This is a genomic window from Flavobacterium sp. Root901 (assembly GCF_001429765.1).
Classification (GTDB): Bacteria; Bacteroidota; Bacteroidia; order Flavobacteriales; family Flavobacteriaceae; genus Flavobacterium.
The window spans coordinates 50,643-66,033 of the sequence record NZ_LMJB01000006.1 but is presented as its reverse complement, the minus strand read 5'-3'; the positions used below and the strand labels follow the sequence as shown (position 1 = coordinate 66,033).

At 34.2% G+C, this 15,391-nt stretch carries 10 protein-coding genes; 1 reads left to right on the top strand and 9 read right to left on the bottom strand.

Annotated elements, in window-relative coordinates; genetic code table 11:
- The first annotated feature begins 164 nt into the window (after window positions 1–164).
- Complete coding sequence (gene nth, locus ASE21_RS09620; RefSeq protein ID WP_057122428.1) at window positions 165–821, top strand: endonuclease III; 657 nt, start codon at window positions 165–167, stop codon at window positions 819–821.
- Window positions 822–837: 16 nt separating this feature from the next.
- On the opposite strand, the gene ASE21_RS09615 is transcribed toward nth, so the two are convergent.
- From ASE21_RS09615 to ASE21_RS09580, 9 genes are all read right to left on the bottom strand, one after another.
- Window positions 838–1,902 (bottom strand): tetratricopeptide repeat protein, encoded by a 1,065-nt coding sequence (locus ASE21_RS09615; protein WP_057122427.1) that lies wholly within the window; start codon window positions 1,900–1,902, stop codon window positions 838–840.
- 611 nt (window positions 1,903–2,513) lie between these two features.
- Window positions 2,514–2,657 carry a hypothetical protein gene (locus ASE21_RS21950; protein ID WP_165608771.1) on the bottom strand — a complete coding sequence of 48 codons (144 nt, stop codon included), beginning with the start codon at window positions 2,655–2,657 and terminating at the stop codon, window positions 2,514–2,516.
- A 50-nt stretch (window positions 2,658–2,707) separates the two neighbouring features.
- The gene (locus ASE21_RS09610) at window positions 2,708–3,292 is read right to left on the bottom strand and encodes an RNA polymerase sigma factor (protein WP_057122426.1); all 585 of its coding nucleotides are present in this window, start codon (window positions 3,290–3,292) and stop codon (window positions 2,708–2,710) included.
- 313 nt (window positions 3,293–3,605) lie between these two features.
- A complete protein-coding gene (locus ASE21_RS09605; RefSeq protein ID WP_057122425.1) occupies window positions 3,606–4,364 on the bottom strand; it encodes a family 16 glycosylhydrolase in 759 nt (252 codons plus the stop codon).
- 72 nt (window positions 4,365–4,436) lie between these two features.
- Complete coding sequence (locus ASE21_RS09600; protein ID WP_057122424.1) at window positions 4,437–6,095, bottom strand: family 16 glycosylhydrolase; 1,659 nt, start codon at window positions 6,093–6,095, stop codon at window positions 4,437–4,439.
- 56 nt (window positions 6,096–6,151) lie between these two features.
- A complete protein-coding gene (locus ASE21_RS09595) occupies window positions 6,152–7,759 on the bottom strand; it encodes a PKD domain-containing protein (RefSeq protein ID WP_242410245.1) in 1,608 nt (535 codons plus the stop codon).
- A gap of 12 nt (window positions 7,760–7,771) precedes the next feature.
- Window positions 7,772–9,271 carry a RagB/SusD family nutrient uptake outer membrane protein gene (locus ASE21_RS09590; RefSeq protein ID WP_057122423.1) on the bottom strand — a complete coding sequence of 500 codons (1,500 nt, stop codon included), beginning with the start codon at window positions 9,269–9,271 and terminating at the stop codon, window positions 7,772–7,774.
- A gap of 11 nt (window positions 9,272–9,282) precedes the next feature.
- Entirely contained in the window at window positions 9,283–12,321 is a 3,039-nt protein-coding gene (locus ASE21_RS09585; RefSeq protein ID WP_057122422.1) for a SusC/RagA family TonB-linked outer membrane protein, read from the bottom strand.
- A 241-nt stretch (window positions 12,322–12,562) separates the two neighbouring features.
- Window positions 12,563–15,364 carry a triple tyrosine motif-containing protein gene (locus tag ASE21_RS09580; protein WP_317039140.1) on the bottom strand — a complete coding sequence of 934 codons (2,802 nt, stop codon included), beginning with the start codon at window positions 15,362–15,364 and terminating at the stop codon, window positions 12,563–12,565.
- Between the last annotated feature and the right edge of the window lie 27 nt (window positions 15,365–15,391).

Genomic DNA, 15,391 nt, shown 5'->3' with positions numbered 1-15,391 from the left:
CCCGGAATTATGCCAGTTTACATTTTTTGTATTTAAAAAGCGACCAACGGAAGCTCTTTTAAATACTTAAAAATGTTACTGGCATAATGAGGAGTTGAAACGAAAAGCTGGATTAGGCACATCATTAAAATTATACTATTTTTACAGGCAATAAAACCATCGAAATGAATAAAGAAGCCCGCGTGCAATTTGTTATTGATACATTAAAAGAACTTTACCCTACAATACCTGTACCGCTCGATCATAAAGATCCTTATACCTTATTAATTGCTGTTTTACTGTCGGCGCAGTGTACAGATGTCCGTGTAAATCAAATTACGCCGCTTTTGTTTGCAAAAGCTGATAATCCTTATGATATGGTAAAAATGTCTATTGAGGAAATTAAGGAAATTATTCGCCCTTGTGGTTTATCTCCTATGAAATCGAAGGGAATTCATGGTTTGTCTGAAATCCTGATTGAGAAATACAATGGCGAAGTACCGCAGAGTTTTGAAGCACTCGAATCTTTACCGGCTGTTGGCCATAAAACAGCGAGTGTGGTTATGTCTCAGGCTTTTGGTGTTCCGGCTTTTCCGGTTGATACCCATATTCACAGATTAATGCACAGATGGAATCTTTCAAACGGGAAAAATGTTGTACAAACTGAAAAAGATGCTAAAAGGTTGTTTCCAAGAGATTTATGGAACGATCTGCATTTGCAGATTATTTGGTACGGAAGAGAATATTCTCCTGCTCGCGGCTGGAGTTTAGATAAAGATATTATCACTAGAACTATTGGAAAAAAATCGATAATAGAAGAAGCTGCTAAAAAGAAAGTTTAGCAGCTTCTTTTTTATTTTACATGCTGCTTTTTAGCGCATTGTATTCATTTGTCATATCAAGTGATCGATATACTCCCAAAAGTGTTTTTGTCGCTTCTGGATTTTTTGGTTCAATAATTAGCGCTTGTTTTAGATACGGAATTGCGCTGCGGGCAATATCATCTTTTTTAGCGTTTAGCTTGTCATATTTTTGCATTTCGGCTGGAGAAGTTCCTAAAGAAGCTATTTCATCGGCTAAATCTTTTTTGACCTGTAGTTTCAAATACGCCATATTTATATAGGCATCCAGGTAATTAGGGTTAAGTTCCAAAACATAATTATAAGCTGCTTCGGCTTTAGGATAATCTTTTTTCTCTAAATAAGCATAAGCTAAATTACTGTTAACCTCTACTTTTTTTGAAGGCACTAACTCGTTTCTCGGTTTTTCATAAAACCCTTGTTCTATAGCTGATTCCCTGGCTTTTGTAGAAACAAAAAAATCTTCTTCTTTTGTTTTCTTATTTGTAGCATAATACATCATTCTCTTTCCGGAAAAATTTATTTTCTTTAAGATTTCATAATATTTTACTGCCGACTCGTAATCCTTAGCATTTATAGAAGATGATGCAGCATTAAGTAAGTTTAATGTGTCTTTTTTATCAAACAAATAAACTTTATAACTTTTCTCTGCACTTTCTTTGAATTTTCCAGCATTAAAATCGGTCATTGCACCATTAACGAGAGCAGATTTCATAGTTTTTAAAGCTGCATTTGCCTTAACTGTAAACTTAAACTTTCCTGATTCATTTTCGTATAAAAACACATCCTGATAAGCTTGTGAGGCCAATGTAAAATTATTAGCTGCATCTATATTTTTTCCAGCTAAATCTTTATATACATTTCCTTTTAAAAAATAGTAATCAGATTTGGCTTCATCTGATGCGTTAAGGATAAGATATTCTGTTTTGTTTAAAATTGCCAATGCTTCCTCGCTTTTTCCTTTATCGTACAAAGACTGCGCTTCTTTTATTTGATCATTTTGAGCAAATGCTGCGACATTTATCAATAGCAGCATTGATAATATCTTTAGGTTCTTTTTCATATTTCGGTTGGTTTGATTGTTAATTAGATTTTGTTTTTGGTGAATTTACAGCAGAGATGATTTGGATAGTTCAAATCTGTGTGGGAGAAAAATTAAATACCAGAGATAATTGCCATAAGTCTCTACATTCAATTTTTCAGAATTTTAATTTCTTAGCAGAACACTAAGAGACAATACAAACAAAACGAAATAAAGCAGTGTAGTTTTTCTTCATAAATTTCTGGTTATTTGTTAAACATATTTTTTAATTATTTATCTAAAAATTATTTGATCTAATTGTTTTAATACGAAAAATTCTTCATTTTTAATAAAATTGTAATTATTTTTTAACTAAAATAAAATTAATAATTGAATAAAGAAATTTTTTTGATAAAAATATTAGATTTTAACAAAAACAGTGTTTAATTGCAACACTCACTTTTCATTCATTGGAAGTAAATGAACTGACAAATAATCGGTCATAAAAGCCCTTTAGGGCATTAAACAGTAATTTAAATTTTGAGCATAAAAAAACTCACTACTTGTATCTTCATACAAGTAGTGAGTTTTAAACCAAAACGACCATTTGGTTTTTCTTTTGAAATAAACATCCGACCAGAGCAGCGGGCTGTTTAATTAGCTATAATCTCAAAACTTTTATCTTCAATTTTCACAACTTTAAGAGCTTGTGAATAGCTTAGTAAAAAAGAAACAACTTCTTTTTTTGGTTTTAAATCTTTAGAAGCTAATGCCTTTTTTGAGTAAATTTTCGCCATACCATGTAAATGTTTTATACTAGTATAACGGGCTAATATTCAAATTAGTATTAGTTGGTCAAAATAATTTGATGTTTGTCTATAATTTTTCTCAAATTCATTAAAGCATAACGCATTCTTCCCAATGCCGTATTAATGCTTACATCTGTTAATTCTGAGATTTCCTTAAAACTCATATCCTGATACATTCTCATTACCAAAACTTCTTTTTGATCTTCAGGAAGTTCTTCGATCAGCCTTTTTAAATCTACCTCAACCTGATCTACAATCATTCTGCTTTCGATGTTTAGTGAATCGTCAGACATGATTGAGAAGATCGAGAATTCTTCAGTTTCTCTGTACATTGGCATTTTTTTGGTTTTGCGAAAATGATCCACAATTAAATTGTGTGAAATACGCATTACCCACGGAAGAAATTTGCCTTCTTCGTTATAGGAATTACTTTTTAAAGTTTTAATAACTTTAATAAAAGTGTCTTGAAAAATATCATTTGAAATATCTCTATCAGCAATCTTAGAATATATAAATCCGTATATCTTTGATTCGTGCCTTTTAATTAATGCTGCAAGGGCACTTTCGTTGCCTTCAACATAATTTTTTACTAATAGAGCGTCTGGAATGTGCAGATCAGCCATAATACTACTTTTTTAGTTTTAATAATTTGGAGTAATTTTCTAAAAAGTAATTTTATTTTATAGGCGTGATCTTTTTTGAGTTATGTTAATATTGTTGTGACCAAATTTAACAAATATTTATTTTAAAAAGCAAACAAAAACAATAATAATTAACATTAATTCGTTAAGTTTTTTACTGCAAAGTCTATTTTTGATAAAAATCGTTAAAAAAAATGGATTCGTAAATCCATAAAAAACAGATGTAAATAACTTACAACTAACAATTTAAGTTATTTACAACTGATCTTTTTTAATAATTTTAATGTAATTCTTTTTATTGGTAAACCCGTACATAATCGACGTAATATTTTTGAGGAAAAACAGAATCATCTACTTCAGGACCTCCAAAATTACCTCCAATGGCTAAATTTACGATAATATAAAACGGTTTATTGAATGGCCATGTATCTTCATTTTTTACTTCGGGATTGAAGGTATAAACTAAAGTCTGATCTACAAAAAAATCAATTTTTTCTTCATTCCATTCAATGGCATAAACATGATATCCTTCCTCAATATTTGGAAATTCTGTTCTTTTCGTGTTGATTGTATTTCCGTGGCTGTCCTGCGTATGAAGCGTTGTATACACCATGTGAGGATCTCTGCCGATATATTCTAAAATATCAATTTCTCCTGTTTTTGGCCATTTTACTTCATCAATATTAGCACCAAGCATCCAAAAAGCCGGCCATAAACCGTGTCCTATTGGGAGTTTTGCCCTGGCTTCAATTCGGCCGTATTTAAACTCTTTTTTTCCTTTTGTTGTAATTTTTGTCGACGTGTATTTATTGCCTTCTTTTCTGGCTTCTATAATTAAATTTCCGTCTTTAATTTCATGATTTGTTTTGGTATAAATCTGCCTTTCATTATTTCCGTAACCGCAAAGATTAGGACATCCGTCTCCAAGTTCAAAATTCCAGATTTTTTCATTTATGTTTTTCTTATTGAAATTTTCTTCCCAGACTAATTTCCTTTTTACTCCTTGTGCAAATGAAAAACTGCAGACCAGCAATAGTAAAACTATCTTATTCATAGTATCCTTTTAAAATTAAGAAGGCCAGCCGAAACTGACCTTCTAAAAATTACTAATTAATTAACTTATATTCTATTGATAAATCCTCACATAATCAATCTCCATAGAAGACTGAGTGAAAGCACCATCAATATTACCGCCCAGATTACCTCCCATTGCAACGTTTAAGATTAGGAAAAAGTCGCTGTTAAAAGGTAAAGATCCGTCATTTGGAACAGAATGAAGTAAATCATCGTCTACATAAGTTTTTACAGATGCAGGGCTCCAGATTACTTTATAAACATGAAATTCTGTTGAAACGTTAGCATATGTTTTGGAACTTGAAACCCCGTTTCCTCCTGAATGTCCAGGATAATGAAGCGTGCTCAAAATAACATTTTGATTATTTCCAACATGTTCCATAATATCTATTTCTCCACAAGCCGGCCAAGGTTTAGAAGCATAGTTTTGTCCCAGCATCCAGATTGCAGGCCATGTTCCTGCTCCACTCGGAAGTTTGGCTTTAACCTCAACTTTTCCGTAAGTAAACGCAAATTTAGCATCTGTTTTTAATCTTGCTGATGAATAATCTGCACCGCCTGAAGCCTCTTTTTTAGCTGTGATAACTAAATTACCTCCCTGCACTTTTACATTTGATGCTGCGTTTGTATAATTCTGTTTTTCATTATTTCCCCAGCCATTATCACCTCTTCCTAGATCATAATTCCATTTTGCTGCATCCGGAGCTCCGTCGGTATTAAACTCATCCGACCAAACCAAATTGGTATAATCTGTTACCGGATTTTGATTTGGAGGTGTTGTAGTAAAGATATGGTACCATGCCAATGCAGGGTTTCCTCCCATTACTGCTCTTACAACCATTCTGTTTGCTGTAATTGACAGGATTTCATAAGAACTCTGACCAATATAATACCCCATAAATCCACCGTCAGAGAAATTAAGCATTGTTCCTCTGGTTTGTGTTGCGTGATTTGGATTTTTAGTCACAACAGATTCTGATGGGCTTAATGAAACGTTTTTAACCCCGCTTGTATTGTACGTCAAACATGCATCATCTGGACCGCTTCCGCCTCCTACACTTGCAAATGCTGCGTTGAAGAATGTTGCACCGCCGTTGTCTAATTCAAATTTCAATTGTTCTCCGTCTAAAGAGAAAGTCAATACGTTTTCGTATAAACAGCTGCTTGCCGGCGATGCTGCTTTTTCGAAAGGTCCTGCCATGTAGTAGTTTGCATAATAGTTTTTAGTTGCATCTCCATCATTCTGACCAACACCTAAATGTCCGGCTTCTGATGCTGACCAATACCATTTTTTAGATGATCCGCCCGTTAAGAATGCTACAGCTTCATCATCGCTAAAGTTACTTAACACCTTAACATCAATTGTTGTGTTTGAAGCCACACCGCCCCTGCCGTTTGCAATTACAGTAACTGTATATGTATTTACACCTGTTTTTGTGAAACGTTTTGTAAAAATTCCGCTTGGAGAAATTTCCGAAGTTCCATCACTAAAAACATATTTATAGGAAACAGCACCATCTGCTTTTGCAGTCAGTTTTACCGTTCCTGATCCGTCTCCATCTGGAGCATCAGCAGTTTTCCCTACAATTTCAGCTGTAACCTGAATGTTGGAAGGAGCCGTTAAATCGCCAAAAGAATAATCGTCTTTTTGGCAACTTATTGCTAACAGCAGAGCAAAAAGTAATACGAAGTATTTATTATATTTTTTCATTTTGTTATTTTTTATAAAATGTAAACTCATTTTAATTTCGTTGATAAAACCTGCTCTTATTTATGGAAATAAACGTTATCAATATAAATGGTATGACTTCCGGTTGGTGTTCCTGAATAAATAAGCTGCGCGATATGAGCTCTGGTTGTTAATCCTGTAAAATCACTTAAAGGAATATCCAGACTTACCCATTGTCCTTGTGCCGGAGCAGTAAACTTAAGTTCATGTTCTTTGTCATCTCCGCCTCCATTGTAAACTCCGTTGGCTCCAAAATCAACTAACTTAATTCTGAATTCTGTAAAATCTGAAGACCAAACATCTACGTGGAAATGTGTCATTCCTGTTGCATCGATTGTTGTAACCGGTTCTATACCTACAAAATTTAAATCTGAGTATTTTTTTACTGCATTTCCTGCTACTGCCGTTTCTTCCAGTGTCGCTGCAGACCAGTCTGTACGCCATGTCTGAATTGGAATATTGGAATAAGCATCACTAAATAATGAAATAACATCTGAAGCTGCTTTTGTTGGCGTTGGTGCTGCTGTGCTTAATGTTTCGACGTCTTTATAGAAATAAATATTATCAATAAATACAGTTCCTCCAGCCCAAGGCGTTCCAACAAATTTCAACTGGAAAATATCTGCTACTGTTAATCCCTGACTTGTAAATGCCGAAATTGGAATATCAATACTTGTCCATTGATTTGCTGTAAGATCTCTTGTAACCGGTTTTTCACCATTTGTTTTACTGATTAGTGAAGTTTCGATTTTTTGTAAATCTGCTGTCCAGACATCCATGTGAATGTAATCCATACCAGAAACATCAATTGTTACATTATCTGCCAAAGCAATTCCCTGATAACTTAATTTGATATAATTCAACATTTTGTCTCCATTTAAATCAAATTCTGTCCAGCTGCTGCCCTGTCCTGCTTGTCCCCAATCCGGGAAATAGTTAGTTCCGGCAACATTCGTATATTTTGATCCGTAAATAGAAATTACATTTCCTGCCGCTCTGTTTGGAGGTGTTGGTGCAGGAGTTGTCGGATTCAATACTAATTTTGCTTCAACCTGTGCTGTATATTCAGTAGTTTTGATGGCAGCACTTTTTGAAACTACACGAATTGTGTAAGTTCCTGCTTGCTGGTACGTATAAGAAACTGAATCGCCATTATTTGCTGAAATTGGATTTGGTTTTCCTTCTTCTCCAAAATAAACATCATAAAATAAAGCAAAATCGGCTGTTGCTTTTACAGTTACTTTTTTAGAAACTGATAAATCGTTTGTGATTACAACTACTAAATTTTCAGGAGCTCTAAATGAAACTACTACTTCCTGAGTCGCTTCTGTAGTTTTTCCTGTAATTCCCATTGCAATAATTTTGCTTTGGTAAGTTCCTTCTTTATAAACGTGTGTTACAGTTCCTCCTGACGGAAAATAATCAGACTCAGGCGATCCGTCTCCAAAGTTTATTTTGTACTGTGTCACTCCTTCTCCTTTTGGTAAAAAAGTTACTTTACCGGAGTTATCCTGAGTTACTGTGGTCAAAGCAGATATGTTTTCGGGTGCGCTGACACCTTCTAAATCAATATTGCTGTCATCGCTTGAACAACTAAAGAACAGCGTTAAAACGACAAGACTTAATATATAATATAATTTTTTCATAATAGTATTTTTTTAATATCCGGGATTTTGCTGCCAGTTTCCGTTTGCGAACTGAATTTCTTCGATTGGAAGTGGAAATAACTCGTTTTTATTTGCTGTAAATCCAGGGATTTTTCCAACAGCTTTACCAGTTCTTACTAAATCAAAGAAACGATGTCCTTCTCCAAAAAGCTCTACTCTTCTTTCTGCCCAGATAAAATCTGTAAGTGCCGCTCCGGAAGCCGTGATATTATGGTTATTATCTCCAAATGCACGTTGTCTAACAAGATTTAAATATGTTCTTGCTTTTGCATCATCAATTGCGCCTCTGTTGTAAGCTTCTGCTGCCATCAAAAGAACATCTGCATAACGAATTGATCTGTAATTATTTGGATTTGTTAAGTTCAAATCCCCCTGAGCATTAGCGCTTCTTTTTCTTGGAATATATTTTCTGTTGAAAAAACCTGTATCTTCATTTCCTTTTCCATAGCTTACTCCTTTTCCTCCGTCATAATTAGCATTCGCAGCAGCAAAAGCAGCGATATCTAAAATTGCCACATCTTTACGTCTGTCACCAACTTCAAAAGCATCTGCACCTTCCTGAGTTGGAATATTAAAACTAAATCCTGAAGAGAAAAGTGGTCCTGAAAAATTTCTAACACCGCTAAAACCAACGGCTACGTTTCCTTCACTACATTGTAAACATCCAAATCCTGCACCTTCAACATCTGTATACTGCACTTCAAAAACAGATTCTGGTCCATTTTCTCCATCCATTTCAAAAATTGAATTATAATCTGTTACCAAAGAATATTTTCCTGACGTAATTACAGCGTCTAATGCAGCCGCAGCCTGAGTATATTTATTTTGGTACAAATAGGCTTTTCCTAATAATGCCTGAGCTGCACTTTTTGTAGCACGGCCTTTTTGAGAAGCATTTGGGGCTAAATTAGCAGATGCAAAAATTAAATCGGCTTCGATAGAAGCATACACTTCCTGAACTGATGAACGCGGTATCGTTTTTTCATCTCCAATTTTAAATCTCGCATCGCCTTTCATTGGTATACCGCCAAACCATTTTACTAATTCAAATTGGTAATATGCTCTTAAAAAACGTGCTTCTGCAATAACTTGGGTTTTCTCCGGAAAATCGGTTTTGTCTTTAAATTCAAGAATATAATTAGCTCTTTGAACCCCTGCAAACATCCAGTTCCAGATATCTCTAAGATTACTGTTTGTAGGCGTATGAATCATATCATCAATTTGCTGAAAACCAATAACGTCTGTTGGGCTTTCTCCTCCTGCTAATGTATTATCTGAAGCAATTTCTCCTAATAAAACATTTACATAAGATGACTGAAGCAAATCGTAAGCGGCAATTAATGCTTGATCGTAATCTGCTTTTGAATTAAAATAGTTTTCAGAATCGATAGAATATTCTGGTGAAGGATCTACAAACTCATCCGAACATGAAATACTTATGGTCGAAAACAGAGCAAGAGTTATAACGGTTGTAAATAAATATTTTTTCATTTTAATTGAAATTAAAAATTAATGTTAAGCCCCATTAAATAGGTTCTTGGAATTGGATAGAATCCGTAATCGATTCCTCCGCCAATTGGTGCACCGCTTGAAGCTCCCGGATCAAAACCTTTATACTTGGTAAATGTGTATAAGTTATTTACCCCTGCATAAAGTCTTAATTTTGTGATTCCGGCTTTTTGAATAACGCTTGGGCTAAGAGAATATCCTAACTGAACATTCTGAATTCTGAAATAAGAAGCATCTTCTACAAAATATTCAGAAAAAACATTGTTTGCCGTTGCACCGGTTGTAACTCTTGGTGTTGAATTTGATGATCCTTCGCCTGTCCATCTGTCTAAAACATAATTTAAACGATTTGCATCTGATAATGTTCTTTCGTAGTTACGAACCATATCGTTTCCAACAGAAGCAAAAGTGTAAACTGCGAAATCTACATTTTTATAATTTAACTGAAGGTTGAAACCCATTGTTGCGTCCGGAATTGGATCTCCAATGTTCGTTTTATCTTTTGTATCAATTACACCATCGCCGTTTACGTCTACGTAACGAAGATCTCCGGGCGCAGCATTTGCGCCTAAGGCTAATTGTGACGGATGAGCATCAACTTCTGCCTGATTTTGAAAAATTCCGTCTGTTTTATATCCATAGAAATAACCCAGCGGTTTACCAATTTCCATACGCGCCGGAGCCGGCTGTCCTACTCCAAAAGCACCGCCTTCTATAAATCCGGTTCCGTTGTTTACTTCTAACACTTCATTTTTAAGGAAAGTTACATTGTAACCTACGCTAAATGAAAAGGCATCTGAAAATTTATCTTTATAATCAATTGCAAATTCATACCCTTTATTTCTAACAGATCCTGCATTTAAAGTTGGTGCACTTGCGCCCGGAGCACCTGTACCGTTGATTCCTGAAACCGGAATATTCGGGATCAATAAATCTTTTCTGGTATCGATGAAATAATCTGCAACGATAGAAATTTTATCGTTTAAAACTTTCATATCCAAACCAACGTCAAATTTTTGGGCCTCTTCCCATTTCAAATCCGGGTTTGGAACTTGCCCTGTTGCTGTTCCGTTTACTAATGAACCGTCGAACACATAAGTCGCTTCTCCGGTTAAAAGGCCTAAATATCCGTAATTTGGAATTTGGTCATTTCCTAATGTTCCGTAACTAGCTCTCAATTTTAAGAAGCTGATTGCTTTTGGTTCTCCAAAAAATCCTTCTTCAGAAATTACCCATCCTCCTGTAACAGATGGAAAATATCCTACTTTGTTTCCCGGACCGAATTTAGTAGATGAATCACGACGAATCATCCCTGATAATAAATATTTCTTTTTATAATCATACTGAAGTCTTGCAAAGTAAGACAACCTTCTTTGATCGTAAACGTATGAACTGTTTGTTAATGTTTCTGAAACTCCTTTTGTTAAAGAGATATCAGCAAATTCCCAAGAGTTATTTGGCACATCAAAACCAGTTGCAGAAAGTCCGTTACCCCATTCTTTAAAAATAGTAGTACCAATTGTTCCTGAAATATTGTGAACTCCTCCAATTTCTGTAACATAATTACCAAAAAGGTCAAATGAGTAATTGTTATCATTTACAGCTGACTGGTTTACAGAACTTCTTTGAACGTCAAATACTTTTCCGCCATAACTAATTTGTTTTGCAAAAGATTTTCCTTCGCTGTTTGAAGTATTAAAACCAATTGAGCTGGAAAGTGTAAATCCTTTGAAGATTTTATAATCAAGACCAAAATTTCCGTTCAGTTTTTTATAATTGTAATCATTATAAGTATTGGCAATCTGCGCAAGCGGATTTATAATTTCAGTTCCTAAGCCGGTTGTACTAGGTACTAAAGTAAATTGTCCATTTGCATCATAAGGTTTTAACGTTGCCGGAACGTTAAGTGCATTGAATAACACAGAACCAAGTCCGTTTTCGTTTAAAGTTCTTCTGGTAAAATAAGTATAAATAACATTGGTTCTTAATTTGAATTTATCGCTTAAATCTGCGCTTAAACCAAGTCTTGCTGTATTTCTTAAAAAACCTGATTTATCTCCTCCAACAATACCTTCCTGATCTAAATGCGATCCACTAACAGAATATGTTATTTTATCTGATCCTCCTGAAATTGTCAAATCATTATTAATAATCGGCGCTCCTTTATGAAAAACTTCTTTCTGCCAGTCTGTACCTGATCCTAAACCGGAAACATTTGGATAAGGAAGCGGTCTTCCGCCATTTGCATAACTTTCATTTAATAAAAGTGCATATTCAGTTGCATTTAAAGTCGGCAGCATTCTTGATGTTTCCTGAAATCCTGCGTAGCTATTAAAAGAAACTTTTGTTTTAGAGTTCTTTTTACCCATTTTGGTTGTTACCAAAATGATTCCGTTTGCTCCAATTGTTCCGTAAATTGCGGCCTGAGCATCTTTTAAAACCGTAATTGTTTCAATATCATTTGGATTAAGTAAACCAAAATCTCCCACATAACCATCGATAATGGCTGTTGGTGCATTTTGTCCGTTTGTAGCAATACCACGAATACGAATATCCAGCGGTGCTCCCGGCGCTCCTGACTGCGTCGTAACATTTACACCAGAAATAGTTCCTTGCAGAGCCTGCTCAATACGGGTAGGCTTTAAAACATCCAGCGTTTTGCTGTCTATTACAGATACGGCTCCGGTTACTTCTCTCTTTTTTTGGCTTCCGTAACCAATAACTACGACTTCTTCAAGCGATTTGGCGTCGTCTGCCATTTTTACTGCCATTTTAGTTCCATTGACTGCAACTTCCTGAGTTCTGTAGCCTATGTAACTGAAAACAACCAGAGATCCTTTCGGAACTCCTGATAACTTAAAAGATCCGTCAAAATCAGTGGTTGTGTTTTGTGACGAACTTTTAACTTTTACATTAACGCCAGGCAATGCTAATCCTGACCCATCTACTACCGTACCGTTTACATCTATAGATTGCGCAAACGCAAAAGATGTACATAGTGATAGTACAATTAGTAATAACTTAGATTTCATAATTAGTTAGTTTTTATTGAAAGCTAAATTTATCTGTTCCCTTTATGAAAACGATAAAATTAACCTCAACAAAAAACATACATCATAAAAAAATATAATCTTAATTCAGGATATCATAAAATATACCGCCGTATAACTATAATTTCGGAATGTTAATTTCTTTAACATTTTGACTTGAATTTGCCAACAAAAGTATAATGTTGTGGTAATGTATAGTTATTTTTAATCTTTTTCTGAAATACTATACAGCCAGAATATATTCAACTAAACCGATTTCGTGCTGCAAATCCATTTTTTTACGCAAACGATACCTTTTTATTTCAACACTTCGCACCGAAATATTAAACATAGGCGCAATCTCTTTTGACGAAAGGTTTAATCGAAGATAGGCACACAGGCGAAGATCATTTGGCGTTAAAGCTGGATGCATTTGTTTGATTCTTTTGAGGAAATCTTTATCTGCACTATCAAACGCTTCTTTAAATACATTCCATGAATCTTCTTCGGTAATATTTTTATTGATCGTACTAATTACAGATTTAATATTAGTGCTGTCATTTTGGGCTGTTTTCTTTAAATCTTCTTTTATAAAAGCCAAAAGTTCATTTTTACTGTTTAAACTCATAGTAGAAACTGCCAGTTCCCGATTTTTATTATCTACGTCCTGAGAAAGCTGCTCGTTTCTGATTCGCATTAATTCCTGTTCATTTTCAAGTTCCTTAATTTCCAACAGGAGATTATTCTCTTCAATAAGTTTTTCTTTTTGCTTTTGATAATAATTACGATAGGCTTTATTAATAAAATAAGCCATAGCCAGAATCAGAAGAAAATAAATAAAACAAGCCAGATTGGTCAGATACCAGGGTTTTAAAACAACAAATGTATAAACAGCCGTATTTGGCAAAATGGTATTGGCATATTTTGCTCTGACTTTAAAGGTATATTTTCCCGGCGGCAGATTTTTAAAATTTGCAGTTGCTTTTGTACTCCATTCGCTCCAGTCATTCTGAAAACCTTCTAATAAATATTGATATTCAGAATTGATGTATTTATTGTATTCCGGAACGGTGTAATTGAGTGTAATATTATTTTCGTCATAACGAAAACTTCCTTCACTCTGAATTCCAACATTTTTAAAAGTTTCGTTTTGCTTGTTTATTGTAATATCAGTAATAAAAACGCTGTAGTTTTTAAAACTCAAATCATCGATGTTCAGGGTGTAATAACCGTCTGTAGTTCCAATTAAATACGTTGATTTTGAAATTTGCGTGATATTCTCATATCCCAGCATTGAATTGGTCAATGAAGACGGTATCGGGATTATATTTTGTTTTAACTGATTACTCAGTTTACTGGCGGAGAAATAATGAATGTAGTTTTTAGAAAACAACCAGATTTTATTCGATTTATCGACAATTAATTTTCCCGATGTATATTCGTCTTTTTCAAAAATTGAACTTAAAACTGTATCTTTTTCAAATTGCCTGCTCTTAGGATTTAATTTAAAAATTCCGCCTTTATAAGCATAATAAATTGAATTATTAAAAGTCGTTAAACTGGCGCTGTTTCCTTTTTCAGGCGATTTATAAGCGTAAAAATTATGTGCCTTTAAAAGTGATTTGTCGAGTTTTAATCTAAAAATGCCTTTGTATTCATGACTCACATAAACCTCAAGATTTTTTGTAATTTCAAAATAGCGCGAGGAATAATCAAAACCTTGAATTTTGTTTATAAAAATCCATTGATTATCGACTTTTTCCAGCACTGATAATCCATAATAATTTCCCTGAATCAGCTGATTTTTATTTCCTGAAACCGGTTCGAATTTCCAGGTTCCCGAAGCTGAAAATATGTTTCTTGCCAAATCGTTTGTTACTACAAAAGTTCCGGAATCGTGTCCGCAGAAAAGCGTATTATCATAAACAAATAATGACCAGACCTGACCTTTTGTTCCGTTTATAAATTTAAACTCTGAATTACCCTGAGTTGATTTGCAAAATAATCCCTGATTGGTCCCAATATACAGCATTCCATTAAAAACGGCAGATGCATAAACCGTTCCCATAACGCCTGTATCGTCAGTAAAACTATGAACGGGCGACTGAATATTGATGCAGTTAATTCCGTTATCCAATCCAACCCATAAATTTTGGTCTTTATCTTCAAAAAGCGACAAAGCTGTATTATTGCTCAGCCCTTTGCTTTGTGTCAAATGGTATTTTAGTTTTCCTTTATCCGATAAAATAAAAACTCCGTTTGAAACCGTTCCCAATGCAAAACTTCCATCCTGAAGACGCTGACTGCTGTATACAAAACTTGATTTTAATTCCGCATCGACATCTGTAGCAATTCTTGTAAGCGAATTTCCAATAAGTTTGTAAATTCCGTCTAACTGGGTTTGAATCAACAAACCATCATCTGTTGTAAAAACATTGGCAATTGTAAATTTCTTCAAAATCGGATTATCTGAAACTAATTTTGCCCTTCCGCTTTCAATTTCAAAAAGACCTTCTTTAATCGTTTGAAAATAAATAGCATTTTTAGCCGCAAATGATTTTATAACGCCATTTTTAGGCGCAATAATATTAAACTTTTTACTTTTGGTATCATAAATATAAATTCGGTTTAACGACTGAAATAAAATCCACTGATCGTATTTTAAGATGTTCCAAAACTGTTCATCATCTAAAATTTTACTTTTAATTTTATCGCTGAGTGACGTATATTTTAATTTACCGTTTTCATTTCTTACCCAATAACCAAAATTCATGTAACTGCCCGTAAAAATCTTATTTCCAATTACTTTTACAGATCGAATAATGGTTTCATTTGGTCCCGGATACAATTGCCAGTTCGTTCCGTTATATTCCAAAAGTCCGTCATTATTAGCAAAATACAAATAATTTTCATCGTCCTGAGAAATCATCCAGCTTTGATTTCCTGCTCCATAAACAAACGAAGAATATTTAACGATTGGTGGAAGTTCCTGTGCGAACATCAGGAAATTCAATAAAAATAACAAGATAGAGAGTTTAGTTTTCAAATTTGGTCAGGATTATTAATGGTACTA